Raw genomic sequence first — 25,646 nt, 5'->3', positions numbered from 1 at the left:
GTTTGGCTTGGAGGCGTTTTTAGTTCTAAAGCGTTTTCAGTTCTAAAGTGTTTTCAGTTCTTAAAGTGTTAAAAAAGCTTGGTTAGCGATGCGCCAAGCTTTTTTTACTTTTAGATGATGTTATTGATGTGTTGTTGTCGGTTGTATTCTTGTGCTGCGATGACGGCGATATTGGTCGCGACTTCTGCGATAGGGTTAAACGGCTCATCAGAATAAGATGCGGTGAATGTCAGGTCGCTTGGTGTCCAAACCGATCTGATTTTACGTAGCTTACCTTCCTCTAATTCTTTGGTTATCATAATGTTCGGTAAGGTGGCAATACCAACGGCATTAATGGCTAAACTGCGGCAAGCGGCTAATGATGTCGAGGCAAAAAAGTGTGCTGGCGCGCCATCGAGCTCACGGAACTTTTGATTTATTTCAACATAAGGTTTGGTTGCTCGGGCGTAAGTAATGATTGGCCATTTAGCTAATTCTTCGAGGTATAAAAGCCTGTCTGGCAGATCTAAATTCGGACTGGCGACCCAAGATAGAGCAAAGGTACAGAGTTCTCTATTGACTATATGTGTTTCGGAAATCGGACCCATTAACAGTCCTAGGTCCAGAGAGCGATCTTTTATACCGTTGGTCAGGTTACTGGTTACATCAACTGTCATTTCTACATCAAGGTTTGGCATGTCTTTATTAAGCTGTGCGAGAAAGTCAGGCAGCCAAGTGTTCACAATCGTTTCTGATACGCCTAAACGTAATACCCCTGAATAAGCCGTAGAAAGACCGGCGCGTTTTCGTAATTGCTCAGTTTGATAAAGAATTTTCTCCACATAAGGGAGTAGCTCTTTGCCTTTCGATGTCAGCATTATTGGGCTGGAGCCACCTTCTCGTTCAAAAAGTTTGACTCCCAATTCGGCTTCTAAACCAGAAATTCGAGCAGAAATGGCGGGCTGCGTGGTATGAAGCCGCTCTGCGGCTTTGCGGAAATTTCCTAATGAAGCAACCCAAACGAAGGTTTCTAGGCGTTTGTAGTTCATGCAGCAACCTTAATTAAGTAGATATTGCGTAAAAGAGTATAAGGCGGACGATGTTTCGGCAATCTTTTCGTTAAGTCTTATAAGAGTCATAGGAGTGGCACAAAGCTTGCGGTATGCTGTGAACAATTTTCTAGGATCATTATAAACATGAATAAATTAATTACCTTACTACTTAAAGGATTAGTAGCGGTTCTACCTATTGGTTTGACTGTGTACTTGATCTATTGGTTGCTGGCGACTGGTGAAGCGATTGCTCGGCCACTACTGTTATTCCTTATTCCTGATGTGCTGTATTTTCCAGGATTAGGCTTAATTGCCACCTTGGGCACTTTGGTATTGATTGGATTCTTGGTCAATCTTTACGGTGTTCGTTATTTAGTGAAACTTAGCCATAACGTTTTTGAACGTATTCCGTTAGTGAAGTCTATTTATGGTGCCATCAAGGACATGATGATGGTATTTAACTTGGCGGAAAAGAAGGAAATGAAGAGTGTTGTGTCGATTGAGTGGAACGGCGCGCAAGTGATCGGTTTTATCACCGGAGAACAAACTGGACAGCAGTTGTTTGGAGACCAAGACTTAGTTGGCGTTTATGTTCCCCTGAGTTATCAAATTGGCGGTATAACACTTTATATTTCCCGGGATCGTTTGACGGAATTGGATATCGGTGTTGAGGAGGCTATGCGCCTTGCGCTAACGGCAGGCGTTCAAAGCCAAAAGGATCCCAAAGAGACATCAGAGAAAACTTAATCGCACCATTCTTAATCCATTTTCTTGCATCTAAAAGGAATAGTTTTATGAATATTAAGACTGTTTCTCAGTATTTGCTCCGAATAGAAAGAACATCCATGCTTGCTCAAAATAATTGTTTTGGGCTTCTACTGAGCTATACGTTGTTTTGCCTAACATAGCGTCGTTAGATGGCCCAAAGACGATAGAATGCAATAAATGCATTGCCAATTTTTCAGGATCGCCCTGACGCAGAAAATTTGACTTCTGTGTCTCTTTAACTAACAAAATTAATCTATCCATAATTGGGTCGCTATGTTGTTGGGCTGATTTGCTAACATCAAAAAATTTGGATTCACTAAGAGCAATACGTTTAAATGCAATCATTTCAGGATCTAAGTTCACAGTAAGGAACCAGCGAGCAATATGCTTTAGGTGTTCTAATTTATTGCCTTCATTACTGATTGTTTCAATTTCTAACGTCAATCTATCCACAATACGGCAGCGCATGTCCTCAACAACGGCTTGGAAAAGCTCAAGTTTTGATGAGTAACGACGATAAATTGTGTCTTTCCCAGCACTGCATGCGGATGCAACCTGTTCAATAGAGGTTGCAGCATAGCCTTGCGTTGCAAATAAACTGGCCGCCGTGCGGATGATTTTTTTAGATGTTTCTTCAGTCCTGTTTTTTGACGGCCTTCCTGAGCGTTTTTCTTTTTTAGGCTGTTCTATCATTATCTCTCCTCTATGCTTCTCACTTTTTATTTGTTAATAAAAATGAGTAACGAACTCTCTCTAGTATGATCATGGACAATAACAATTTGAGTCGAAGTTTTCCTTAGTATAACAAAAATAAAACTAGACGGGTGCGTCCCGTTTGATTTATATTTCAGGTCAATTACGAATACGAATCAATATCAAATGAAGGTTATTAAGCTCATGACTTTAGATGTATCTAAAAAAATCTCGACCTCAATTGTGCTCTTTTCATTACTTAATGCCTCTACAGGCTATGCTCTTGAAACCCATAACACGCTTCCAGCACTTGTTGTAGAAGAGACAGGGTTAGCAAACTCAACGGAAGAACAATACCTAGAAGATGACTCTAGCAGTGCAACTAAGAGTACTGTATCTGTATTAGAAACAGGGCAATCTATTTCGGTTATTACACGTAAACAGATGGATGATCAAAATGTAAAAACCGTAAAAGAAGCTCTGAATTACACCTCTGGTGTGCTTTCCACGACAAATGTTACTAGTCGTTATGATGGTGTCTTTATTCGAGGTTTTGGGGGCTTTGGTACAGCAACTCGTGCAGTGGATTTTTTAGATGGATTGAAGTTACCAAGAGGACAAGGCTTTTTGGTGCCTTCTATCGAAGTATTTTTGTTGGATCGTATCGATGTATTAAAAGGCCCATCAGCTTTACTTTATGGCAATACTAGCCCTGGGGGGGTAGTGAACCAAGTTAGCCGTTCTCCTGATTCGACGTCTTATAATGAAGCTAATATTAAAATTGGGACGGATAATTATCTGCAAGGGAGCATTACCAGCCAAGGAACCATTGATAAAGAGGGGGAATGGCAATACAGCCTAACAGGAGTCAGTACTTCCGCAGGTTCTCAATATGATGGTGTAAGCGAAGAGCGATTTGCTTTGGCGCCCGTCATAACATGGACGCCAGACAGTAAAACACAATTGACATTAAGTGCTTTCTATCAAGAAGACCCTGAAGGCGGGTATTTTAATTCTATTTACCCTAGCTCATTAGCGGATAGCGAATACAAATCTTCACTTAATAGAGATCTTAATGTTGGTGACCCAAGTTTTGACAGTTATGAACAAGAACAATACTACGTTGGTTATGCTCTAGATCACGCCATTAGTGACATGGTGAGCATCAGCTCAAAAGCACGATACTTTTCTGCAGAACAAGATTTCCAAGGCATGCAAATGAGCGGAGAGCTGACTAGCGACGGCCTTTTACCCCGAGCGGCTGCGCATTCAATTGAAGATGTGGAGAGCTTTGTTGCTGATAACTTTATTCAGCTTGATTTCAGTGCCGGAGGAATGCAGCACACAGCGCTTGCTGGATTAGATTACCAACAAACAACTAGCAATTGGGAATACTTATACGGTTCAGTGGACTCTCTTGATGTAACATCGCCTGTTTACGGTATCACTGTTGGATCGCTCTCAACTTATACCGATAGTAAACAGACACAAAAACAAACAGGGCTTTATTTACAAGACCAGATTAAAGCAGGCCGTTTAACAGCGCTTTTGGGAACTCGTTATGATTGGACGAAACAAGAAACCGAGAACAATCTAACAGATTCAACCAGCAAGCAATCTAGTGGTGCATCAAGCCATCGAGCAGGGCTTCACTACTTGTTTGATAACAATATAGCGCCTTACGTGAGCTACTCTACTTCGTTTGAGCCGACTGTTGGTGTTGATGTAGATGGAAATAATTTCATCCCCACAGAAGCTGAACAATGGGAGCTTGGTGTTAAATTCGAACCTTCTAGTATGGATGCTCTTGTCACGCTTTCTGTCTTCGACATAACTCAACAAAATGTTTTGACAGCGGGCTCAACCGCGGGATATTACGTTCAACAGGGTGAAGTTCAATCTCGTGGTATTGAATTGGAAGCACGCGGTAAACTTAGCAAAAAATTAGAGCTAATCGGTGCTATTACCGGATTAGACACAAAAACAACAGAATCGACTGTGGCTGCCAATATAGGCAAACGCCCTCAAACATCTCCTGAATACTATGCATCTTTATGGGCGAACTACATGTTCTTTGATGGACTAAGTATTGGTAGTGGTGTTCGTGTTGTTGGTTCCAGCTATGCAGATGACGCTAACACTATCAAAACAGACGGTTATACATTGTTTGACGCTAAGGTCAGTTACAATCTAGGTGCGTTAAATCCATTATTAAAAAATATAGATACAACTCTGAGCATCTCCAATGTATTTGACAAAGAATATTACGCGAGCTGCAGTTACAACTATTACTGCCAATATGGTGATGGAAGAGAACTACTGCTTACGGGTAGCTATAAATGGTAACTATCCTTACGTTAAAAAATCTCGTCCATAGAACAAATGCATTAAAAAAGTGTATTGAAAAAAATGCACACAAAAAAAATACATTGAAAACAAGAATAGGAAGCATCTGAGTGTCATATTTGAAAGCGAATGTAATCATAGAGTTTACGGACTTAACTCGGTGTTTTACTGATATTGTTGAATTAATGGCTGCGCATAACATTAAATTAACGACAAAAGGTAATGTGTATTGTTTAGTGTCTGCTTTTGGAACCGCGGAATTAAAACTAAAGCAAACGTGCTTAGATGTCTCTATTGAGGCATCTTCTCCAGCATCATTTAATCGGCTGAAAACTGAGTTAACTGGCCTCATTGAGTTCGCGGCTCAAGATGAAAAACTGGATATTCAATGGACAGGAGATTCTATAGGTGCTGTATTGCCGCCTGATTTGCGAGTCTTGATGGTATCTAATGTACAGCAAATAACACCTCGTATACGCAGAGTATCTTTTGGGGGAAGCAATTTAGATCGTTATGCAGTTTCAGATCAACTTCATTGTCGTATTTTGTTTATAGACAAAGGTACTAAGCAGTATCAGTGGCCTATGTTAGGAGATGATGGCCGCATTATCTGGCCAGAAACAGGCAAAATAGCCACGCGTATTTTTACTATTCGTAGTATTGATGTCGAGGCTGGGACATTAGACATCGATTTTGTAATGCATGATGGAAAGGGGCCGGCCAGTGCATGGGTTGCAGAGGCAGAATCAGGTGATGTTGTGGGTATACTTGGACCTGATGCCCATGGTCCAAAACCTGCGGAACAGTATTTTCTTGCCGGCGATGAAACGGGCTTGCCTGCAATCGCCCGTATTCTAGAGGCGCTTCCTACTACCGCTTCAGGATGTGCCATTATTGAAGTAAATGATAGCTGTGAGAAGCAACAAATAAACGCGCCATCAGGTATTACCATCACGTGGTTGTACCGTGGTGGAGCGAAAGCGGGAACAACAACATTACTTATTGATGCTTTTCGTGAACTCTCATTACCAGAAAATCATGACCTTGCTTTTTATTGGGTTGGAGCCGAGCTTTCAGCTTGTCGGGCGATACGAAACTATTTACGCTCCGATATGAAAGTACCCTCAGAGCGTATGGTGTGTTTTTCTCATTGGCGACGCGGGATGAGTGAAGAAGACATTATTGAAGCAGGGCCAAGCGCTCTTTCCTGACTTCAAGCAACGTAAACAAGTAGCAATAAAATATGCCTAATGATGACAATAAATACTCACCAAGAAAAATGATTTTACTTGGTGGTTTATACACAACCCAGTTTCTAGGATTGGGGTTCATATTAACCGCTGTCCCTGCCATTATGCGTGATCTGGGCAGTTCGTTAAGTGAGATCAGTATCATGTATACGCTGGGCTTTATATGGTCGCTTAAATTCCTATGGGCGCCTTTGATTGATAGGTTCAGCCCTTATAAGAAACAGCATTATCGCAGTTGGTTAATACTTTTTCAGAGCTTTATGATTGTTTCATTACTCTGTGCAGCTTTGTTAGATATAACCGCTCAATATGCTTCATTAATTGTATTGTTCGCTCTGTTTTCTATCTTCTCTGCAAGTCAGGATATTGCCGCTGATGCACTTGGGGTTACTATTTTAGAGCCGGAAGAAAGAGGGGTAGGTAATAGCATCCAATCGAGCGGTGGCTTTATTGGCAACCTTATTGGTGGCGGCGTCGTGTTAATGACCTATGAATGGATAGGCTGGACAGGGAGTTTACTAATTCTTGCAATGGCAACTGCGTTACCGCTAATAAACATATGGCGCTATAAGGAGCCACTCCGAGCCGCTAACGTTCATCATGAAAACGTACGCTACAGTGACATGATAGCCTTTTTTAAGCGTCCCAATTCAGGTCGTTGGCTATCCATTCTAATCACTTACACTCTTGGAATATCCATTGCGTACGCAATCATTAATCCCATGTTGGTTGATATAGGTTGGTCACTTGATCAAATAGGTTTTGCCACGAGTATTATTGGTTCTTTTGCGGCAATTTCTGGTGCGGTGTTGACGGGGGGACTGGTTCAAAAAATAGGCCGGAAACGTTCTATGATACTGGCGAATGTATTGGTTGGACTGTCTATTCTAATTCTTTTCGCTGTGGCGCAGGGTAACAACAACACCATTGTGATTTACAGTTCAATTTGTTTTATGTTGTTTGCTTTTGGAGCGAATTCGACCATGCTTGCAACTGTTATGATGGATAATTCTCAAAAGCAAACGGCGGGGACGGATTACACGCTTCAATATTCGTTGTCTTCTATTGTTGGCACCGGTGGTGTAAGCTCTGCGCTGCTGTTGGCTGAAACATTTCAATACACAGGTGTTTTAATCATTAGTCTATGTGTCACCGCTTTGTCGATTATTATCCTCAATTTTAACGGCCGCTATATTAAATAAATGGCATTTATTCATCGAAACCTTCCCTAGTTATCAAAGTAAGTTATTTAACATCAATTCGATATTTCTGTACTTACGCTTTTATAAGAAGTCTTTGGTGTTAGGCTCAATATTCTTTATCATGCGTTTCTTTTGTTAGTAACTCTTTAAAGTGATGATGGTGAGTATGCAGGAAACGGTACAAACGCAAAAAACAGTTCTGGTTGTTGGTGCTGGTCCAGCGGGCTTGATGGCAGCTGAAGGTATTTGTGCCGCAGGACATCAAGTTCATGTATACGATGCCAAGCCCAGTGCCTGCCGTAAGTTTTTATTGGCAGGTGTGGGAGGCATGAACATTACTCATTCTGAAGCTTATCCAGAGTTTATTCAACGCTATTATGATAAAGCCGATTGGCTTGATATATCCATGAGTCAGTTCAATGCCGATGCCTTGTGTGAATGGATTCATGAGTTAGGTATTGAGACCTTTGTCGGTACATCAGGTCGCGTTTTCCCCAAAGACATGAAAGCCGCTCCGTTGTTACGCAACTGGCTAAAGCGTTTACGCGATGCTGGGGTGCAGTTTCATATGCGTCATAAAATGATCGGCTTGTCGTCCAATGAGGTGATCTTTGATCATGTAGGAGAAAGCGTGATAGCACAGGCTGATGCAGTAGTGTTGGCCATGGGCGGGGCAAGCTGGCCGAAGTTAGGCTCAGATGGTGCTTGGCTTCCGGTACTGACTGAAAAAGGTATAGATGTGGCTCCTTTACAAAGTGCCAACTGTGGCTTTTACAGCAAATGGAGCGACCACTTAAAAACGAAATTCGCTGGTAGCCCACTTAAAGACGTCGCTTTTTCTTTTACCTTAGAAAACGGGGGCGTTGTCAGCAAAAAAGGTGAATGTATTGTCACGCAAGACGGCATGGAAGGGAGTTTGATTTATGCTTTTTCTAAATATCTACGTGACGGTATTAACGATTCAGGTCAGTCGTCTTTGTTGATGGATTTATTGCCACTAAAAAGCGAAGAGCAGGTTATTAAAAAGTTACGTAATACCAAGCCGAAAGAATCTTTTAGTAAATATTTAAAGCGCACCTTGGGAATCAGCGGTGTGAAAACGGTGTTGCTGTATGAGTCCTTCCCCAAAAATGCTTTTCAAACACCAGAAGCCTTAGCTCGCTGTTTAAAAGCTGTGCCTGTTAGCTTTTATAAAACCAAGCCGATAGACGAAGTTATTTCGAGTGCTGGTGGTGTATGTGAAAACAGTGTCGATGAAAAACTTATGTTGAAAGCCATGCCCGGTGTTTTTTGTGCTGGGGAAATGCTGGATTGGGAAGCTCCAACAGGTGGATATTTATTAACAGCGTGTTTTGCAACGGGGCGTTTGGCTGCAAAGGGTGTTGATGAATACCTAGCGTAACCCAATACGTTTGAGTCTTAATGGTGTTCGTATAAAATTGTCCGCATAAAAAACGCTCAATGTTGCCATTGAGCGTTTTTTTCTCTTTTTATGCTGCTGCCTATTTCGGTAAATAGAAGGCATCACAAGACATCCATGTCTGAGAATGATTTGATTATCTAGCCGATAAATTAATTAGATGCTTGCTGGTTTGGCATGCCAAAGCTGTACTGCACGCCAACCGTAGTTACGTTATCTAGATAGTTATCTTCGATGTCTTTTACTAAGCGGAAGTCAGCACGAAGATCGACGTCACTGTTAATCGCGTATTTCACACCGCCACCTGCGTTAACAAGCAAGTTATTTGAGTCGCCATCCACGTCAGTCATACCAACACCCGCTGCAACATAGGGTGTTAGATTAACGGTTGTAAACTCAGGAAGGCTGTATAGTCCATCAACGCGGTATTGATCTAGATCGTTGTCACGCCCACGTTTGCTGGCATCCGAGTGTAGGTAAACGGCTTCCACTGCCAATGGGCTATTCGTTTGGTAGCCGACACCGATGGAATACGATGTGTCGTTGCCTGCTTGTCTATCGCCATCTGTGTTGTAGTAGCCGATGCTTGGCGTGACGGTAAGACCTGGTGTTGGTGTTTCAGCATATGCCATTGTAGCGAGAGATGAAGCAATTAAGACACCACTAAAAAGAGTGCGTTTTTTAAAAGATGTAGACATATTTATTTCTCCTAATGAACATAATGTAGTGTTGTTCGTTAGTCAGATTACGCCAAAAAAAAATCTTGAAAAGCCCCATTAAAATGCGCAAAAAAAGGGTATGAACGGCTGCTACCCAATCATGACGAAAGTTTTACTAAAGTGGCGATATTTAAGCGATTGAATGATCAAAATGCGTGCGAAATGGTGTAGGAAATGGGGGGCTTATTACAGTAAATTTTCATGCCGATATAGTAAAAAAACAATTGTGGCGGGAGTAAGTACGAGACGTCCATAAAGCGGGGAATGTGCAAAAAGACGCCCGCTGCTAGGAGGTTAGCAGAGGGCGAATTCTGGTGTACTTATATACGCTTATTTCGATGAGATCACCGCAATCACGCGGCGGTTTGCTTCACGATTCTCTGCGCTGTCATTACTCATTAGTGGTTTTTCTTCACCGTAGCCAATAGCAGACACGCGACTTGATTCAACGCCTAGGTCTTTTGTTAATACATGTGCGATGGCTTGAGCGCGTTTTTCCGACAAAGATTGGTTATACGCTGCAGAGCCGCTGTTGTCTGTGTGGCCTTCAATTACGACGTTTGCTTTTGGGTACTCTTTTAGGAATGCTGCTACTTTTCTGATTTGAGGGAAGTATTTAGCGTTAACAAGAGTAGAGTTACTCGCAAACTGGACATCTAAACGAATGGACTTCGCTTCTTTTAGAGCTATGTAACAACCTTGAGCATCGACTTTTGAACCGACTTTTGAGTTCGGACAAACGTCAAGGTGATTGGCAACGCCGTCGTTGTCAGAATCCAAAGCACAACCTTTCATGTTAACGGAAACACCTGCTGGAGTGTTGAGACATTGATCTTTATGATCGACAACGCCGTCGTTGTCAGAATCCAAAACACAACCTTTCATGTCAACGGAAACACCTGCTGGTGTGTTGAGACATTGATCTTTATGATCGGCAACGCCGTCCTTGTCAGAATCCAAAGCACAACCTTTCATGTCAACGGAAACACCTGCTGGTGTATTGAGACATTGGTCGCTCTTGTCTATCACACCGTCATTATCAGTATCGGCTGCTTGCACCATAATGCTTTCGACTTCTTGTGTTGGTGCAGGTTTCGCACCGAAGACATAGTGAAGACCTACCATGGTTAGGTTATCTAATTCGTGGTCTTCTGTGTCCTTGATCAAGCGAAAGTCAGCACGTAGTGAAAAATCTTGGTTTAAAGCGTATTTCACACCGCCACCGGCATTGATAAGTGCATTGTTTTCGCCAGGGCTAAAATCGGTTGTACCAACACCAGCCGCTAAGTAAGGCGACCAATTCCCTTGTTCTGCTAGGTGGTATAAAGCATCTAGACGGTACTGATCAACATCGACATTGTTACCACTAACAGAGGTATCACTGTCCGCATTTAAATAAACAAATTCAACAGCCCACGGGTTATCAAATTGATATCCTAAACCAAGTGATAAAGCGGTGGTGTTATCAACCCCTCGGTGATTGTCCATGTTGTAGTAGCCAATACTGGGGGCAATTGTGACCCCTTCCTCTTGTTGTGCTTGGGTGACAGACGAAGCTGCGATAAGACTAATAAAAAGGGTGCGTTTATTGAGTAACATAGACATTGAATTTTTCCTGATAAGTTTTGGTCACTTGTAATTTGGTGTAAGCGCAATCAGTTGCGTGAATACTGACGTTATTATGGCTTAATAAAATGGTGCTATGACGAAAACGAAACAATTCAAAACATAACTAAAATCCCTTACAAAGCACTTACTTAAAATAGGCTTAAGTAACAAAAGACAGTCTTTTTAAGGTAGGTGTGTAAACGAAAAAGGTGCACAGAAAGAAAATATCTGTGCACCTCCTATTATTCAGCACTCTTCAGTGGCGCTTTTTAGCTAAATTATTCTTCACTAGTAGAAATGATTGCGACGACACGACGATTGGCTTCACGGTGCGCTTCCGTGTCATTCTCAACAAAGGGTCTTTCTTCGCCGTAACCAATCGACTCAACCCGAGTATCTGAGATTTCAAAGGTGTTAGTTAGTACCTCTGCTATGGCTTGAGCACGCTTTTCAGACAGCTTTTGGTTGTAGCTTGCGGCACCTGAGTCATCAGTATGGCCTTCAATTATGACCGTACTGTTTGGGTTTTCTTTAAGGAATATCGCGACTTTCTCTATTTCAGGGTAATACTTTTGCTCAACATTGGTTTTATTAAGGCCAAATTGAATATTAATTTTCCCTGGCGGCTCGGCAACTATTTCAGGCTGTTGAGGGGCTTCTTCCGTCATAGGTGATGTTGCCATTGGTTCTTCTTGAACTTGTTCGACTGGTTCAGAGTTAATGACTTCCGCTTGCTCGGTTTGTGGTGGCTGTACCGCTGGCTCCGGCTCTGCTTGAGTATAAGATTGTTCGTAAGCTTCGATAGAATCATTTGTGGATGGTGTTGAATTGCTAGAGGAACCACCAAACGTCATTTGCACACCGAGAGAGGTGACATTATCCAGATGGTGATCTTCGACGTCATCAACCAATCGGAAGTCTGCACGTAATGAAACCGTATCATTAATGGCGTATTTCAAGCCGCCACCAGCGTTCACCAATGTATTGTTATTGCCACCGTTACTGAAGTCGGCAGTGCCCACACCAGCCGCTAGGTAAGGCGTAAGGTTAAGTGGGCTGACGTCTGGTAAATGGTATAGACCATCTATTCGATACTGATCAACATCGACATCATTGCCACCGCCAGATTGGGTAGTATCTGCATTTAGGTAAACAAATTCGACTGCCCATGGATTGTTGAATTGGTAACCTAGGCCCAAAGAGTAAGCTTTGTCATCCTTGGTATCTCTATCGCTGTCCATGTTGTAGTAGCCGATGCTTGGCGTTAGGGTGAATCCTTCTTGTTGTTGTGCAAGCGCCAATGTTGATATTGAAGACGCTGCAATAATACTACTGAGAAGCGTGCGTTTTGCGATGTTAAAAGACATGTTTTATCTCCTGATAAATAGCTATGTTGGTTGTTCTTTTTCCAGAATAACGCGTTTATCAGTCGTTCAAAATTGACACAAAAATGACCTTTAAGCCCTGTGTCATCTATCATTGCGCAATCATGACTGGGTGTTTACTTAATAGGCAATATCAAAACGAACAGAGCGGAAAGTAGGCGATTAAAAGCGCAGAAAAGGAGATATTCATTACACGAGATTTTCACTCGTAACGAATAAAAAGAAATAAAAAATGAGTAGGTTAGGTAGAGGTAGATAGGTATTAGCTACCTCTACAAATAACCCCAATATTTAATCTTGCATTAATGATTGATGAGCTCCAATCCCAGCCATCACGCCAGACGCGGATGCGAAAGTGGCGTTTTGCATTGGGTTAGATATATCTCCAGCCGCAAAAACACCTTCTACAGACGTTTGTTTTACCGCATCGGTTTTAATCACAAGGCCAAGAGGGCCGTCTTCGAATTCACACCCAAGTTGCTTAGCAAATGGACTTGCCATATGAGTCCTTGGCCCAACGAATAAAGCTGCTATACGAATCGTGCGGCCATCAGCAAGATAAACAGTAGAAATATCTGGTGCTCGTCCTAGCACCTCTAATACTGGTGTGCTTTCAATGGTGACACCACGCTTTAATAAAAAAGCACGTTGTACTTCATCAGGTTCGTACAGACCTTGAGTAAAGTAAGTAGTTGGGCCCCAGTCGGGAATCATGCCGGCTTGATGTATGGACAGTGGACTGGTGGCAATAACACCGAGTGGCTGGTTGCGTACTTCATAGCCATGGCAATAAGGGCAGTGAATCACCGTCGCTCCCCAACGTTCTTTTAGGCCTGGAATAGTGGGTAATTCATCTCTTAACCCCGTGGCTAAAATGAGTTTTTTGCTATCAAGATTAGCGCCATCTCCGAGCATGACATGGAATCCAGAAGCGCTTTTTTCGACATTTTCCGCCTTGTCTTTGACAATATTTACTGTTGGGTATTTAAGTAGCTGGCGATGAGCTTCTTGCTGGATAGCAAAAGGCGACACACCGTCTAATCCGAAAAATCCATGAGATTGATCGGAGAAGCGATTTCTAGGTTCACCAGCGTCTATTACTGTGACTTTTCTTTGTCCCCTTGCGAGCTGCATGGCAGCCGATAACCCAGCAAAACTTCCACCAATTACGATAACGTCAAGTTGCATTAAGTTGTTCCTTATTTTGGATAAATACAATGATCTTAAGAAACATCATAAGTTACAAGAAAAGTCAAAGTCAACTCATGAAACTTTTATTGTTTCGTGATGATCTGAGTTAGAATGTGAAAATTGTTATTTGCCATGAGACCCCTGATGAGAAAAGACAGTCGTTTATCCCGCATGTTGCACGTACTGATTCACATGGATCAGTTAGATGCTCCAGCGACGTCAGAAAAGATCGCCACAATGCTTAATACCAACCCGGTTGTCGTGCGTCGCACCATGGCGGGTTTACGAGACAAAGGCTATGTCACCTCAGTGAAAGGTCATGGTGGCGGTTGGTCATTGGCCGTCGCTTTGTCTGATATCACCTTGCTAGACATTCATAATGCGCTTGGTGAAAGCTCTGTCTTCACCATAGGGCTGTCGGACGAACATACCTCGTGCCCCATCGAAATAGCCGTTAACCAAGCGATTAGTGACGTATTGATTGAAGCCGAAGCGTTATTGTTAGAGCGTTTTCGGGATGTGACATTGGATAAGTTAGCGGTGGGCTTTGCAGATTATCCGCTGAACCAACAAACCTCTAGCGGAGAGTAAAAACGTGGTTCGTTCTCAACGTTTGCTTGCTCTCATTGCTTTACTGCGGAGTCATCGATATCCAGTGTCTGGCCAAACCTTAGCTGACAAGCTGGAGGTGAGTGTGCGAACTTTGTATCGAGATATTGCAACATTGCAAGAGCAGGGGGCAAATATCCAAGGTGAAGCGGGCGTGGGTTACGTACTCAAGCCTGGCTTTCTGCTGCCGCCATTAATGTTCACCGAGGAAGAAATAGAAGCTTTGGTTCTTGGTGCTCGTTGGGTAGCGCAACGCACTGACAACCAATTAAGCGATGGCGCACAAAATGCCTTGAACAAAATTGCAGCGGTATTGCCTATAGAATTAAAAGACATGCTCGACGATACGACTTTGTTGATCGGCCCGAGTAAAGAGACGACCACAGATACGGTGAATATGGCCGAAGTTCGCCAAGCGATTCGAGATGAAAAGATTCTTTCTATTGATTATCGAGATTTAAAAGATAAGCACTCTCAGCGCCGTATCTGGCCATTTGCTTTAGGCTATTTCGACGAAGTGCGTGTGTTGGTTGCTTGGTGTGAGTTGAGACAAGAGATTCGAAACTTCCGTACCGATAGAATCTTATCGAGTGAACTAATCAATACTCGTTATGCAACACCTCGTCATGTATTGCTAAAACAATGGCGAGCTGATCTACACGAGTCGAAATCTTCTCAATAAAAACCTCAGTTTTGTGTCTCTACTGACAAGATCTGACACTCCTATTGTTTATTCTCACTTTTATCAGGCCAAAGCCTGATGAGAAGTACTAAACTTTTAACGTGAAATATAAACAGCGAATAGGATTATCAGTATGGATCTTTCAAATTTCACCATCTTATATGTGGATAATGTTCAGCGCAGTGTGGATTTTTACCGCCCTTTGTTTGACCGCGAACCTGTGGAGTTAACTGAAGGCTTCGCCTTGTTTGTCTCGGAAACGGGAGCCAAGTTTGGCTTATGGGCGCGAGAAGACGTATTGCCCAAAGCCAATGATGTTCCCGCCGGAAGTATGGAAGTGGCATTAACTCTTGATAACTTGATTACTTTACAGATTAACTACATCAAATGGCGAGAGCTTGATGTTGACATCATTCAAGAACCAACAGAAATGGATTTTGGTACGACCTTTACCGCGCTCGACCCTGACGGTCATCGTTTGCGTGTCTATACCCATGAAAAAGCCAATAATGCCTTATAATAAGTGACGAGCTTGCAAACAAACACCGTCATGATTTATGACATGAGGTGTTTGTTTCTCTTGATCTAAATGAAACCAAATGTCGTTTTCTGCTTTTATTATTAATCAAGATGAAATGATGGGTTAACTGGATGTATATTGATCAAGCCATATCACAAGCCTAAACTGATCGCATTAAATACAGCCAATTCAGCGTTTTGCAAGTTGGCTAACGACTCCAGTTTTAGAGGTGAATGATGATGTTACCCACTTATTTTATTTCTCACGGCGGCGGCCCTTGGCCTTATATCGCTGACATGCGCGCCATGTTCTCAAATCTTGAAGCGTCTTTGGTTCGAATGACACAAGAACTGCCTGAAAGGCCTAAAGCGATTTTGATGATTTCGGGTCACTGGGAGCGCAAAACCCTTGCTGTTCAATCCAGTCCAGCACCGGGTATGGAATACGACTATTATGGTTTTCCTACGCATACTTATGAGGTTAAATATCAAGCACCGGGTGCGCCAGACGTTGCGAAACGTGCAGCAGAGTTCATTAAGAGCGCAGGTTTCCCCGTCGACCTAGACGATAAAAAAGGTTTCGACCATGGCGCATTTGCGCCAATGGCAGTGATGTATCCAAAGGCAGACATGCCATTGATTCAGCTGTCGTTAAAATCGAACCTAAATCCAGAAGAACACATGGCGTTGGGTCGAGCTTTAGCGCCATTACGTGAAGAAGGCATCTTAATTGTCGGCAGTGGGTTGAGCTTTCATAACCTTGGGCTAAGAGGCCCGCAAGCTATCAAACCCTCTAATGGTTTTGATGCGTGGCTGCAAGAAACCTTATTGGAATCTACTCCGGCAGAACGCAGTGCAAGCATCGTTGGATGGGAAAAAGCGCCTTATGCTCGTATTGCTCATCCAAGAGAAGACCATTTGATTCCATTGATGGTTGCCCTTGGAGCAGCAGAAAAGGGCGAAGCAAGCTGCGTCTATCATGATGAAGGGCTTTTAGGTGGCTGGACAGCGTCTAGCTTCCGTTTTGATTAAGCGCCTTTAGACTTCTTCGTGGTATATTTTTTGGTGGCTCTAGATCGAAAACCAGATCTAGCGCCCACCTGCTTGATTCGTCCTTTCATTTCCAGCATGGCTATTTTTACTTTCTTATTCGATACGGCCAGCTTTTTTAGCTGTTCTATTTCTTTTAAGGCTTCAGCAAATTGCTTTTGTTTAAGCAAAATCTCAACAATTTCCTGCATATGTTTTATGACATCAAGGTGATCCGTGGTGAAGTTAGATAGGCTTATTTCAAACGCCTTTCTCGCATTGTTTAATGTCTCATCTGAATGATCTGTCTGTTCGTCGTTGCGTGTCATTGTGGTCATGAAAGCCTTGGAAGGTAGATTATATTTGGCGTCTAAAGTCGAGTCGTAATACTTGTCGTGGAAGGCCTGAAACATTGGCTGAAAAAGTGTGAAGGCAGCGCGGATCAAATACGATGATATCGCCTGCGGTGCCAGTTAATGTGACAACCTTCTGTTCGATGCTATGTAGCGAACTGCCTTCCTTAGTGAATCGCTGAATACGTTCATCAGGGGAACCTTCTTGAACCAGCGCTTGGAACCAAGGGTCTTCTTGAATGAGCGGTTCTAAAACCTGATCCATTGGCAATAGTATAACGTCTTTAGGGCTTTCAAAAAGTCCACTATTTACCGATGCAAAGGCGTTAATTAATGCCTCGTTATTGGACATCCCGAGTGTTTTTGCAAGACGTTCTGCTTGTCGATGAGATCCAGAAATGACGCTTGTTGCTCCCATGTCTGTGCTCACATCATCGAGAAATACAAAGACAAACAGGCTCCAAGGTTTAGTGTCACCCACTACACTAGGTTCATCGCAGTGCCAAGATTTATGAGGTACATTCCAGGCTGCTTCTGAGCCTGGAAAGCTCAACAAAGAATACCAAAGGTCTAACGGACACCAAGAGTCAGCGCCAAATACCTTATCGATAGCTGGTTTGATCGCACTTTCTATCTCGTCCAATTTACCCGAGGCTTTTAGGTCTCGCATAATCGACCCCATACCATTTAGCCGTTTTGCACGAGCGTCTCCGACAGGGTTATTTACATTGGAAAACCAAGTGCTAGGCTCTTTAAGTTGGATACCAAACTTGTGGTCAATCTCCTGCCAAAGAAGAGTTTGAACATCGGCAATTTTTTCAACATCGATGACATTGGAAAGTTTTAGGACTCCCTTATTTTGGAAGTCTTCAAGTTTAGATAGCACAGTCGTTGTCATCGAATTATTACCCTTTTTAGCATTTCAGTGTTGTTACTATGGCGAATAGTAACATTGTGCTCCTTGATAGAAGGCCTTTTGTATCAAAAATTTCCTTTCAACGCGGTGAAGTGTTGAGATAGTTATTAAATGGACGATATTTTGTGTGTCACCCTACAAATAGGTTGAGGGTTTTTAAGTCAGTTCCTGTAGTTGGTCGTTTCTTTACGCTTGTTTTAGTCCTCTGGGCAGCGCAAGTTTCGCCATGAAAATCTTGAGAGATAGCCTGATTTATCAGTGTTTTATTTTACAGGTAAAAAGTACCTCTTATTACTAGAGAGGCTTCGTACAACGATTTCGCTGCCATGTAATGCCTTCCCATTATTCGATAAATGAGAAGGCATTTTAATTAAGTCTAGGTTACTTCGTTAGCGAGCTTCTCCCGCTTCGTCCGCGTCGACTACGTCTATTTCATTTTTAGCATCCTTTAACCATTCTTGCATCGCAGGGTGAGCTAGCATGGTGTTGCGATAATTGGCTGCTGCTGAGGAAAGTGCCATGCCATAGGTGGCAAAGCGAAAGACGACAGGCGCAAAAAAGGCATCTGCGAGGCTGAATTCACCAAACAGGTAGTCACCTTTATCGGCGTTCTGCTCTCTTAGTTCAGTCCATGTTTTATTCATCCACTCCACTTCTTGTTGGGCTTTATCCGACAAAATAATTTCCCGGTTTGCGCGGCAATTCATCGGCATTTCGCCACGTATAGCAAATAAGCTGGAATGCATTTCTGCTACTAGTGATCGCGCCACGGCACGGTTGTTTTTATCCACAGGCCAGCCTTTTCCATTCAAGTAGTTTTCATTGATGTATTCGCAAATGGCCAGAGAGTCCCACACACTTAAATCACCATCCACTAATACGGGGACTTTGCCGACGGTAGAGTACTTGGCAAGTTCGGTGTGGAATTCGTCGCTAAACAGACGGAGTTTTATTTCTTCAAAAGGAATACTGAAGGCTTTTAACGCCAACCAGCCCCGTAACGACCAAGAGGAATAGTTTTTATTGCCGATGATGAGTTTCATAATGCGTGCTCCTTTTTATGTTTCTTTTTTGAATGACTTTTTAATGCCTTTTTCCATAAGATGCATTGTTGCAGCTTGTTTTTTTGATGACTAACGAATAGTTTTGATACTTCCTATTTCAAACCTTGATAGATGACTGTTTTATGGATATTGACTCACTTCGTAGTTTCATTGCCTTTGTTGATACGGGCAGTTTTACCCGTGCGGCAAAGCAGACTTTTCGTACCCAAAGTGCCATTAGTATGCAAATGAAAAAGCTGGAAGAAGAAACGGGTCATGTGTTGTTTGTAAAGGAAGGACGTAACCTTGGTTTAACGGAACAAGGGCAGCAGTTAGTGAGTTATGCCAGAAGGCTGGTGTCTTTACATGATGAAGCGCTAGGGCATTTTTCAACACATCTTCAGCACCCACCTTTAACCATTGGCTGCCCTGATGATTATGCCGAATCTATTTTACCGGATGTGGTTACTCTGATTCGCGAGTCGTTGCCTCAGCAAAGTATCCGTATCGTTTGTGATTGCAGTACCCAGTTAAGGCTCATGCTAGATCAAGGCAAGGTGGATTTAGCCATTCTAACCCGTGCACCTGATGCGGAAGAAGGTTATTTGCTAAAGCATGATTCGGGCGTGTGGGTAAAAGGGGAAAATACTCAAACAGATGAGCAAATAGAGAAGCAAAGCCCTTTGTCTTTGGTCCTATACGAGCCTGATTGTAAGTTTCATAGCACGGCAATTGATGGCTTGGAAAAGCAAGGGCGTGATTATCGTTTACTGTGCAGTAGTTCCAGCGCTACGGCGATTAAAGCCTTGCTGAGAAAAGGCCAAGGTGTGAGTGCGATGGCGCGATCCAGTGTGTCTTATGGCATCGCGATTATTCAGAATTCGAACTTACCTGCGTTGCCGTCTGTCGACATCGTGTTGGCGGTTGCGCCTGTGCCCCACCCTATGTTTTCTTCTCATTTGGCAGCGGATATCAGCCTGCGCTTTTTTAAAAAGGAAAGCATTAGGTAATGCGGTGATCTTCTTTAGACACAAGGCTTTAAAATAAAAAACGAAAGCCATTACTGACTTTCATTTTGTATAAGACTGCGACGTCATCAAACGCGACGATCAGTGTTACTGGCGCGTTCTAGTCCTCTCTACGTTTCCTAGAGTCAAAGCTAGCAGTAACTGCTTTTGGCTTATCGGTGTATTTAAGAATTTATTGTAGCTGCGAGCTTCTAGGAACAATTGGTTTAATGCGTTTTTGCCCAGTGATACCATAGTGAAGCCTCTGTCGTAGATGATGTTGCCAGCATTTAATAAGCATAGAGGTATTAAAGTTTTTGTTCTCATTTAACCAATACTTTAATTTTTTACATAAGTTTTCTCATTTATGACAGAGTAATGCCTAAAAGTTGTCTATGGTTATACAGTCACCATGCAATCTAAGGAGAGAATCCGCATGAACAGAAAAGATGACAGCGTACAACATTTGGTTAGTTTGCTTGAAAACTTAGAGAAAGTATCGCTTCAGGATATTGCTCAAATACCGCCTTCACAGCAGCATATATTGGCTGAAAAAATTGAAAGTTTACAGGATGAGCTAAAAGCCTTGATATCGGATGATGAACCAATGACGCATTGATGTTGGTTCGATAAATGTTTGCACAGTTGTTAGTGATAGAGAAGGTGGTAAATGCATCACCTTCTCTATCACTTCAGAAATGTTCACGCCTTACATTACGGAATGGAATGGAAGGTTCTCACTATGCTAGATAAAGATTGCACGTCGATTGCTTTGCAGATCTTGTCTCCGGGTTGTTTGAATGTAGGGGTGTCTTCTGCTGCGACCATGGCATTGATTACGGACTCTTCTATCGCTTCCACCGCCGCCATATAAAAATCATCAAAGACTTCATCATTTAGGCATTCCATTGACCGTATTGGACCCGACAGTTGAGGTAAATCTTGTTCGTTTGCTGTGCTAAATGCGAGGAAGATGTCTCCAGAATTGTTTCCTCCCGGCGAGCCATTTTTGCCAATGCCAAGTGCCGCTCGTTTCGCGAGGCGTTTTAACTGGTGAGGTAGCATCGGTGCATCGGTAGCAAGAATGACAATGATGGACCCCTGTTCATGTAATGCATGAATGCGATTATTAGGCATGAGTTTTCCAACAGGAGTCCCAAGTACTGTAAACCATGGACGAATGCCGTGATTTGCTTGCACTATGGCGGCGAGAGTATAGGTTTGGTCGGCTATTTCTATGAGTCGTGAGGAGGTTCCTGTACCACCTTTAAAATCATAAGCTATCATGCCTGTTCCACCGCCTACATTACCTTCTGAAATAGCACCGGGTTGTGCATTGTCTAGAGCGTCTAACGCATCTTGTTCAGATACATGCATGGCGTTGATATCATTGAGCACACCATCAAAGGTTTCTGCAACCACAGGCATAGCCCATAGGTGATTGTTTTGCCATGCTTCTTGGTATTGTTTTATTGTCCATTTCACTGCCGCGTGATGAGTAATACCAACGGCATGGGAGTTGGTTATCATGATTGGCCCCACAAAATAACCACCATCTTGTATCCAATGAGTGCCTGTCATTTCGCCGTTGCCATTGAGAGCAAACATGCCAGCCCATACTGGTTGCGGTGTGTTGTTTCTACCCCGTGGTAGTATGGCCGTAACCCCAGTTCTAGCTGGTGATATTGGATCATTATTAATAAGCGTTTTATAACCCACCTGAATACCAGGAACATCGGTAATGGCATTGTTTGGACCTGTAATTCCGGGGAAAGGTAGCCCCAGTTCTCGTGCACGTAGTTTGGACATAATTCAGCCTACTATTTCTTAGGGTGTGGATGTGTTTTTGGATTTGAAGTAAATACCTGCTGAGGCAATGACAACCGAAAAAAGCAGCATCAACGTTGCGATTGCGTTTATTTCGGGTTTAATACCTCGACGAATCATGCCAAGGATAAAAACGGGTAAAGTGGTTGAATCCACACCGCTAATGAAATAAGTGATCACCAAATCATCCATGGAAATGATAAAACTGAGTAACGCTCCGCCAATTACTCCAGGCAGGATTAAAGGCAAAGTGACTCGACGAAATGTTTGCCATTCATTTGCACCTAAGTCAGCAGAGGCCGATTCTGTAAGAGGGTTCATGCCTGCTAATCTGGCACTAACAACGATAAAAACATAGCTGGTTAAAAAAGTGCAATGACCAATAATGATAGTACTGTTTCCTAGAGTGAAACCAGCCCCGACAAAGAAAATGAGCAAGGCAATGCCCAAGACAATATCGGGCATAACCATGGGGACAAACAATAGTAATCGATAAAATGAATGTAGCTTAAAGCGATAACGGGCTAAGGCGACAGCCGTACTGGTGCCGAGGAAAGTCGCTATGATAGTCGCGCTGCCTGCAACAATTAAACTATTTAATAAGGCGTTGAGAAGCTGATCTGTTGAGTCTATATAGCTAGATGAGTCGGCTAATGAAGTTTCTAGACCAAAAACACTGCGATACCAATCTAAGGTGAAGCCATCCCAAATCATAATGTTGATAGGGTTTGAGTTAAACGAATAGATCACGATAAGTATTACAGGTGCGTAGAGGAAAATAAAAAAGAGCACACTGTAAATGGATAATAAGCGGCCTAGGGGCGTTTGTTTTTTCATGATGGTCTCCTATAAAGCGGCTTGTTTTTTGGCTGATTTATATAGATAAATGGATAAAATGATCATCATCATGAAGATAATTATCATAGAAAGTGTCGCTCCAAAGGGCCAATTCCTGGCGTATAAGAACTGTTGCTCAATCATATTTCCTATCATCAATACCTTGGCGCCGCCAAGTATGTTTGGCACAACAAAATTACCGAGACTGGGGATAAAGACCAAAATACAGCCTGCAACAATGCCCGGTAACGTTAAGGGAAAAATGACTTTTCGAAAGGTGGTAAAAGGCGTGGCACCTAAGTCTTCTGACGCTTGAAGCAGATTTTTATCGAGCTTCTCAACACTGGAATAGATAGGCAGGAACATAAACGGAATGAATATATAAACCATGCCTATGATCACGGCAGTTCCAGAAAACATCAGGTTTAATGGCTCAGTGATTAACCCTGTGGCTTCTAAAAATTGATTGGCAAAGCCCGAGTTTCGTAAGATTAATACCCAAGCGTAGAGGCGAACCACCATGCTAGCGAAAAAGGGCAATGTCATTAAAAAGATACACAAGGCTTTCTTTTTGGCCGATAAGGTTGAGACCCAAAATGCGACTGGATAACAGATACATAAAGTGCAGAGGACGGTAGCAACTGCTAGCCCAACAGAGCGCAATAAAATTTCCAAATAAACAGTATCGAACTCTTCATAAAAGCCATCAGCCCAACCAAGTACTCGACCATAATTCCAGTGATAAAAATGCCATTCAACGCCACCGTATAAGCCCGGCTCTAAAAAGCTGTAGGTCAGCATAATTAACATGGGACCCACAAAAAACACCAATAAAAATAGGCTGGTCGGTGCGAGTAAAGCCACTAGCATGAGCTGTTTTCGTGAAATACTAAGGGATTTCATATGCGGCCCTTAGTCGGTTTTTTCTTGGATGGAATGGTATGAAGTGCGCTAATTTGGTAATACAAGGTGACTTTGTTGTCTTTTATCAGTGGTGTATTGGTTTTTCTAGTTAATGCCGAAAACGCTAGACCATTTTCTAGTGCACCATGTAGCTGATAATCTGAGCCGATAAAGACCGTTTGATTCAGTGTCATTGTCAGCTGGGCTTGAGCGCCTTCTTGCCCGTTAGGGGTTAAAGACAGGTGTTCAGGCCTTAACAGTAGCTTGACCTCTTCTCCTAGCTCGGGTGTTGTATCCAAGCTGTGTATAGTGACGCCGTCACAGTCGACATCAATCCCCGTTTCGGACTTTTCAATGACGGTGCCTGATAAGATATTGCTTTCGCCTATGAAGGTGGCGACAAACTCTGTTTGTGGTGAATGGTAAACTTCATCAGGTGTGCCGACTTGTTCTATTCTTCCTCCGTTAAGTACCACAATACGGTCGGACATGGTGAGGGCTTCTTCTTGGTCATGGGTAACAAAGATGAAGCAAATACCGAGTTCTGTTTGTAGGTTTTTGAGCTCGAGTTGCATCTGAAGTCGTAGATTTTTGTCTAATGCTGAAAGAGGTTCATCGAGAAGCAGTAACTTTGGACGATTAATGATGGCACGAGCGAGAGCAACACGTTGTTGCTGACCTCCCGATAACTGTGATGGAAGTCGTTGTTCTATGCCGCCCAACCCCACCATATCTAGTGCTGTAGCGACACGTTGGTTACGTTCTACTTTGTTGACTTTGGCAATGTCTAAACCATAACCAACATTATCCCCAACCGTCATGTGAGGAAATAGGGCATAGGACTGAAACACCGTATTCACCGGGCGTTTGTGAGCGGGCTGTTGGATAATGGATTGCCCATCTAACAGGATATCGCCACTGTCTAACTCTTCAAATCCAGCGACGATTTTTAGCAACGTCGTTTTTCCGCATCCTGAAGGGCCTAATAAAGTAATAAATTCACTTTGTGCAATAGGCAAACTAATATCATCTAACGCATTAATAATACCGCCTTCAGGGGTAATAAATTGACGATGCGCATGGCGAATCTTTATATATTCAAGCGATGGGGTGGACCCTGACATAATAAACCTCAAAGAGAAAAAAAGGGCGGTATAACCCGCCTAAATTCTGGGATACGATTACCTTATGATGTGCGAATCTTGGTCCAGACTCGATCATATAGCTTGATGCCTTTACCAAGCTCTTTGAACAGCTGCAGCTTAGCTTTTACTTCTGCTGGAGGGTTAATGCTCGGGTTGTTGCGTATATAGTCGGGCAATAGTTTGATGGCTTCGGTATTCATAGTGCCATTGGTTTGTTGCTTAGCATTTAGCGCAGCGATGTCTGGCTGCGTAAAGAACTCCATAAACTTCTTTGCATTCGCTTTATTTGGAGCGCGTTTTAGTACACACATATCTTCTTGATACATGGTAGCGCCTTCTTTCGGAATGATATAAGCAAGATCATCTGGTTTTTTGAATACGTATAACATTGAACCGACATACCATTGTGCAGCGGCAATATCACCAGATTGGACCATAGGGATACTGTCATAAGTAAAGGCTGAGACATTGTGCTTGTGCTTGATAATATAGTTTTGAGCGGCCTTTAAGTCGTCACGATTTGTTGTGTTGACACTTTTACCATTGGTGATTAACCCAACACTGATGACTTCTCGCATATCATCCAGCATGGCGATATTTTTACCGTCATTTGGTAGAGCGAAAAAATCAGCCCATGAGTTCAGCTCAGGCACGAGTTTTTTGTTGTAAAGAATACCAACGGTGCCCCAAGCGTAGGGCAGGCAATATTCGCCATTTGGATCAGATTCAGCATTCAGAAAGTTTTTATCGATATGTTTAAAGCCTGAATATTGATTGATGTTGGTTTTTTCAAGCAAGTTGAGTTTTGCCATAATGTCTTGCATATGAACGGATGGAAATACAATATCGTAACCCGTTGCTCCAGCTTGTAGTTTGGCTAACATCTCTTCATTTGATGAATAGGTATCTAATTTAACCTTGATGCCTGTTTCCTCAGTAAAGCGCTGCAGTACTTCCGGGTTAATGTATTCTCCCCAATTATAAAGACTTAGCGTTTCCTCCGCGGATGCCGAGTGTGCAAAGCTGAGAGCGGTAATGGCGATGCTCGTCATAGCGAGAGCTTTTTTTACCTTTTGACTACTTTTTAAAGAAATTGATTGTTTCATAATGCGGCCTTCTTGATCGTTTCTAACGGAGTTGTCTTGGTCTGTAAAAGCACCGTT

General features: G+C 42.8%; 25 protein-coding genes. 11 read left to right on the top strand and 14 right to left on the bottom strand.

Features of this window, described 5'->3' with window-relative positions; all coding sequences use genetic code 11:
* Positions 1-110: 110 nt before the first annotated feature.
* Entirely contained in the window at positions 111-1,028 is a 918-nt protein-coding gene (locus DFP80_RS07305) for a LysR family transcriptional regulator (RefSeq protein WP_113916149.1), read from the bottom strand.
* Positions 1,029-1,175: 147 nt separating this feature from the next.
* On the opposite strand from DFP80_RS07305, the gene DFP80_RS07300 reads away from it, so the two are divergent.
* Positions 1,176-1,778: a DUF502 domain-containing protein gene (locus DFP80_RS07300; RefSeq protein WP_113916148.1), complete on the top strand. Its 603-nt coding sequence runs from the start codon at positions 1,176-1,178 to the stop codon at positions 1,776-1,778.
* A 54-nt stretch (positions 1,779-1,832) separates the two neighbouring features.
* Here the strand turns inward: DFP80_RS07300 and DFP80_RS07295 are convergent, their stop codons facing one another.
* A complete protein-coding gene (locus DFP80_RS07295) occupies positions 1,833-2,492 on the bottom strand; it encodes a TetR/AcrR family transcriptional regulator (protein ID WP_113916147.1) in 660 nt (219 codons plus the stop codon).
* A gap of 204 nt (positions 2,493-2,696) precedes the next feature.
* On the opposite strand from DFP80_RS07295, the gene DFP80_RS07290 reads away from it, so the two are divergent.
* From DFP80_RS07290 to DFP80_RS07275, 4 genes are all read left to right on the top strand, one after another.
* Positions 2,697-4,838, top strand: a complete 2,142-nt coding sequence (locus DFP80_RS07290) for a TonB-dependent siderophore receptor (RefSeq protein WP_113916146.1) — start codon at positions 2,697-2,699, stop codon at positions 4,836-4,838.
* A 110-nt stretch (positions 4,839-4,948) separates the two neighbouring features.
* Positions 4,949-6,049: a siderophore-interacting protein gene (locus DFP80_RS07285; RefSeq protein WP_113916145.1), complete on the top strand. Its 1,101-nt coding sequence runs from the start codon at positions 4,949-4,951 to the stop codon at positions 6,047-6,049.
* A gap of 32 nt (positions 6,050-6,081) precedes the next feature.
* Entirely contained in the window at positions 6,082-7,290 is a 1,209-nt protein-coding gene (locus DFP80_RS07280; protein ID WP_113916144.1) for an MFS transporter, read from the top strand.
* Between the two features lie 166 nt (positions 7,291-7,456).
* A complete protein-coding gene (locus tag DFP80_RS07275) occupies positions 7,457-8,692 on the top strand; it encodes a TIGR03862 family flavoprotein (RefSeq protein WP_113916143.1) in 1,236 nt (411 codons plus the stop codon).
* A gap of 170 nt (positions 8,693-8,862) precedes the next feature.
* On the opposite strand, the gene DFP80_RS07270 is transcribed toward DFP80_RS07275, so the two are convergent.
* From DFP80_RS07270 to DFP80_RS07255, 4 genes are all read right to left on the bottom strand, one after another.
* Positions 8,863-9,408, bottom strand: a complete 546-nt coding sequence (locus DFP80_RS07270; protein ID WP_113916142.1) for a porin family protein — start codon at positions 9,406-9,408, stop codon at positions 8,863-8,865.
* A 351-nt stretch (positions 9,409-9,759) separates the two neighbouring features.
* Complete coding sequence (locus DFP80_RS20875; RefSeq protein ID WP_113916141.1) at positions 9,760-11,034, bottom strand: OmpA family protein; 1,275 nt, start codon at positions 11,032-11,034, stop codon at positions 9,760-9,762.
* A 281-nt stretch (positions 11,035-11,315) separates the two neighbouring features.
* Positions 11,316-12,404, bottom strand: coding sequence for an OmpA family protein (locus DFP80_RS07260; RefSeq protein ID WP_113916140.1), 1,089 nt, complete (start codon positions 12,402-12,404; stop codon positions 11,316-11,318).
* Positions 12,405-12,713: 309 nt separating this feature from the next.
* Complete coding sequence (locus tag DFP80_RS07255) at positions 12,714-13,610, bottom strand: NAD(P)/FAD-dependent oxidoreductase (RefSeq protein ID WP_113916139.1); 897 nt, start codon at positions 13,608-13,610, stop codon at positions 12,714-12,716.
* 147 nt (positions 13,611-13,757) lie between these two features.
* On the opposite strand from DFP80_RS07255, the gene DFP80_RS07250 reads away from it, so the two are divergent.
* The 4 genes from DFP80_RS07250 (at position 13,758) to DFP80_RS07235 (ending at position 16,455) form a co-directional block, all read left to right on the top strand.
* On the top strand, positions 13,758-14,204 hold the full coding sequence (locus DFP80_RS07250; protein ID WP_113916138.1) for an Rrf2 family transcriptional regulator: 447 nt from the start codon (positions 13,758-13,760) through the stop codon (positions 14,202-14,204).
* Between the two features lie 4 nt (positions 14,205-14,208).
* Positions 14,209-14,904, top strand: coding sequence for a helix-turn-helix transcriptional regulator (locus DFP80_RS07245; protein WP_113916137.1), 696 nt, complete (start codon positions 14,209-14,211; stop codon positions 14,902-14,904).
* Positions 14,905-15,037: 133 nt separating this feature from the next.
* Positions 15,038-15,424: a VOC family protein gene (locus DFP80_RS07240; protein WP_113916136.1), complete on the top strand. Its 387-nt coding sequence runs from the start codon at positions 15,038-15,040 to the stop codon at positions 15,422-15,424.
* Positions 15,425-15,657: 233 nt separating this feature from the next.
* A complete protein-coding gene (locus DFP80_RS07235; protein WP_241560242.1) occupies positions 15,658-16,455 on the top strand; it encodes a DODA-type extradiol aromatic ring-opening family dioxygenase in 798 nt (265 codons plus the stop codon).
* Here the strand turns inward: DFP80_RS07235 and DFP80_RS07230 are convergent.
* The 3 genes from DFP80_RS07230 to DFP80_RS07220 all read right to left on the bottom strand — a co-directional run bounded on the left by DFP80_RS07230 (position 16,452) and on the right by DFP80_RS07220 (position 18,764).
* The gene (locus tag DFP80_RS07230) at positions 16,452-16,781 is read right to left on the bottom strand and encodes a hypothetical protein (protein WP_113916135.1); all 330 of its coding nucleotides are present in this window, start codon (positions 16,779-16,781) and stop codon (positions 16,452-16,454) included. The two genes, DFP80_RS07235 and DFP80_RS07230, sit on opposite strands and share 4 nt — an antisense overlap.
* 28 nt (positions 16,782-16,809) lie before the next feature.
* Positions 16,810-17,703, bottom strand: coding sequence for a phytanoyl-CoA dioxygenase family protein (locus DFP80_RS07225; RefSeq protein WP_113916134.1), 894 nt, complete (start codon positions 17,701-17,703; stop codon positions 16,810-16,812).
* Positions 17,704-18,110: 407 nt separating this feature from the next.
* Positions 18,111-18,764, bottom strand: coding sequence for a glutathione S-transferase family protein (locus DFP80_RS07220; RefSeq protein ID WP_113916133.1), 654 nt, complete (start codon positions 18,762-18,764; stop codon positions 18,111-18,113).
* A 143-nt stretch (positions 18,765-18,907) separates the two neighbouring features.
* Here DFP80_RS07220 and DFP80_RS07215 point away from each other — a divergent pair, with 143 nt between their 5' ends.
* Both DFP80_RS07215 and DFP80_RS07210 read left to right on the top strand, forming a co-directional pair.
* Positions 18,908-19,774, top strand: coding sequence for a LysR family transcriptional regulator (locus tag DFP80_RS07215; protein ID WP_113916132.1), 867 nt, complete (start codon positions 18,908-18,910; stop codon positions 19,772-19,774).
* A gap of 433 nt (positions 19,775-20,207) precedes the next feature.
* Positions 20,208-20,390, top strand: coding sequence for a hypothetical protein (locus DFP80_RS07210; protein ID WP_113916131.1), 183 nt, complete (start codon positions 20,208-20,210; stop codon positions 20,388-20,390).
* Between the two features lie 95 nt (positions 20,391-20,485).
* Here the strand turns inward: DFP80_RS07210 and DFP80_RS07205 are convergent, their stop codons facing one another.
* The 5 genes from DFP80_RS07205 to DFP80_RS07185 all read right to left on the bottom strand — a co-directional run bounded on the left by DFP80_RS07205 (position 20,486) and on the right by DFP80_RS07185 (position 25,589).
* On the bottom strand, positions 20,486-21,580 hold the full coding sequence (locus tag DFP80_RS07205) for a DmpA family aminopeptidase (RefSeq protein WP_113916130.1): 1,095 nt from the start codon (positions 21,578-21,580) through the stop codon (positions 20,486-20,488).
* An 18-nt stretch (positions 21,581-21,598) separates the two neighbouring features.
* Entirely contained in the window at positions 21,599-22,435 is an 837-nt protein-coding gene (locus tag DFP80_RS07200) for an ABC transporter permease (RefSeq protein WP_113916129.1), read from the bottom strand.
* Positions 22,436-22,444: 9 nt separating this feature from the next.
* A complete protein-coding gene (locus DFP80_RS07195) occupies positions 22,445-23,338 on the bottom strand; it encodes an ABC transporter permease (protein WP_113916128.1) in 894 nt (297 codons plus the stop codon).
* A complete protein-coding gene (locus DFP80_RS07190; RefSeq protein WP_113916127.1) occupies positions 23,335-24,462 on the bottom strand; it encodes an ABC transporter ATP-binding protein in 1,128 nt (375 codons plus the stop codon). Before DFP80_RS07190 ends, DFP80_RS07195 begins: the two co-directional genes overlap by 4 nt.
* Before the next feature lie 62 nt (positions 24,463-24,524).
* Positions 24,525-25,589 carry a polyamine ABC transporter substrate-binding protein gene (locus DFP80_RS07185; protein WP_206610590.1) on the bottom strand — a complete coding sequence of 355 codons (1,065 nt, stop codon included), beginning with the start codon at positions 25,587-25,589 and terminating at the stop codon, positions 24,525-24,527.
* Positions 25,590-25,646 lie beyond the last annotated feature (57 nt).

This window comes from Marinomonas rhizomae, assembly GCF_003315485.1.
GTDB classification, from domain to species: Bacteria; Pseudomonadota; Gammaproteobacteria; order Pseudomonadales; family Marinomonadaceae; genus Marinomonas; species Marinomonas rhizomae.
The sequence above is the reverse complement of the archived record's forward strand: the minus strand, read 5'-3'. Positions and strand labels throughout refer to the sequence as shown.

What these genes read in the sequence shown, in the direction of transcription:
- DFP80_RS07275 (WP_113916143.1), top strand. Translation starts at nt 7,457, where the DNA reads ATGCAGGAAACGGTACAAACGCAAAAAACAGTTCTGGTTGTTGGTGCT.
- DFP80_RS07205 (WP_113916130.1), bottom strand. Translation starts at nt 21,580, where the DNA reads ATGTCCAAACTACGTGCACGAGAACTGGGGCTACCTTTCCCCGGAATT.
- DFP80_RS07250 (WP_113916138.1), top strand. Translation starts at nt 13,758, where the DNA reads ATGAGAAAAGACAGTCGTTTATCCCGCATGTTGCACGTACTGATTCAC.
- DFP80_RS07200 (WP_113916129.1), bottom strand. Translation starts at nt 22,435, where the DNA reads ATGAAAAAACAAACGCCCCTAGGCCGCTTATTATCCATTTACAGTGTG.
- DFP80_RS20875 (WP_113916141.1), bottom strand. Translation starts at nt 11,034, where the DNA reads ATGTCTATGTTACTCAATAAACGCACCCTTTTTATTAGTCTTATCGCA.
- DFP80_RS07290 (WP_113916146.1), top strand. Translation starts at nt 2,697, where the DNA reads ATGACTTTAGATGTATCTAAAAAAATCTCGACCTCAATTGTGCTCTTT.
- DFP80_RS07235 (WP_241560242.1), top strand. Translation starts at nt 15,658, where the DNA reads ATGATGATGTTACCCACTTATTTTATTTCTCACGGCGGCGGCCCTTGG.
- DFP80_RS07260 (WP_113916140.1), bottom strand. Translation starts at nt 12,404, where the DNA reads ATGTCTTTTAACATCGCAAAACGCACGCTTCTCAGTAGTATTATTGCA.
- DFP80_RS07185 (WP_206610590.1), bottom strand. Translation starts at nt 25,589, where the DNA reads ATGAAACAATCAATTTCTTTAAAAAGTAGTCAAAAGGTAAAAAAAGCT.
- DFP80_RS07300 (WP_113916148.1), top strand. Translation starts at nt 1,176, where the DNA reads ATGAATAAATTAATTACCTTACTACTTAAAGGATTAGTAGCGGTTCTA.
- DFP80_RS07220 (WP_113916133.1), bottom strand. Translation starts at nt 18,764, where the DNA reads ATGAAACTCATCATCGGCAATAAAAACTATTCCTCTTGGTCGTTACGG.
- DFP80_RS07215 (WP_113916132.1), top strand. Translation starts at nt 18,908, where the DNA reads ATGGATATTGACTCACTTCGTAGTTTCATTGCCTTTGTTGATACGGGC.
- DFP80_RS07190 (WP_113916127.1), bottom strand. Translation starts at nt 24,462, where the DNA reads ATGTCAGGGTCCACCCCATCGCTTGAATATATAAAGATTCGCCATGCG.
- DFP80_RS07280 (WP_113916144.1), top strand. Translation starts at nt 6,082, where the DNA reads ATGCCTAATGATGACAATAAATACTCACCAAGAAAAATGATTTTACTT.
- DFP80_RS07195 (WP_113916128.1), bottom strand. Translation starts at nt 23,338, where the DNA reads ATGAAATCCCTTAGTATTTCACGAAAACAGCTCATGCTAGTGGCTTTA.
- DFP80_RS07225 (WP_113916134.1), bottom strand. Translation starts at nt 17,703, where the DNA reads ATGACAACGACTGTGCTATCTAAACTTGAAGACTTCCAAAATAAGGGA.
- DFP80_RS07230 (WP_113916135.1), bottom strand. Translation starts at nt 16,781, where the DNA reads ATGACACGCAACGACGAACAGACAGATCATTCAGATGAGACATTAAAC.
- DFP80_RS07295 (WP_113916147.1), bottom strand. Translation starts at nt 2,492, where the DNA reads ATGATAGAACAGCCTAAAAAAGAAAAACGCTCAGGAAGGCCGTCAAAA.
- DFP80_RS07240 (WP_113916136.1), top strand. Translation starts at nt 15,038, where the DNA reads ATGGATCTTTCAAATTTCACCATCTTATATGTGGATAATGTTCAGCGC.
- DFP80_RS07255 (WP_113916139.1), bottom strand. Translation starts at nt 13,610, where the DNA reads ATGCAACTTGACGTTATCGTAATTGGTGGAAGTTTTGCTGGGTTATCG.
- DFP80_RS07270 (WP_113916142.1), bottom strand. Translation starts at nt 9,408, where the DNA reads ATGTCTACATCTTTTAAAAAACGCACTCTTTTTAGTGGTGTCTTAATT.
- DFP80_RS07305 (WP_113916149.1), bottom strand. Translation starts at nt 1,028, where the DNA reads ATGAACTACAAACGCCTAGAAACCTTCGTTTGGGTTGCTTCATTAGGA.
- DFP80_RS07210 (WP_113916131.1), top strand. Translation starts at nt 20,208, where the DNA reads ATGAACAGAAAAGATGACAGCGTACAACATTTGGTTAGTTTGCTTGAA.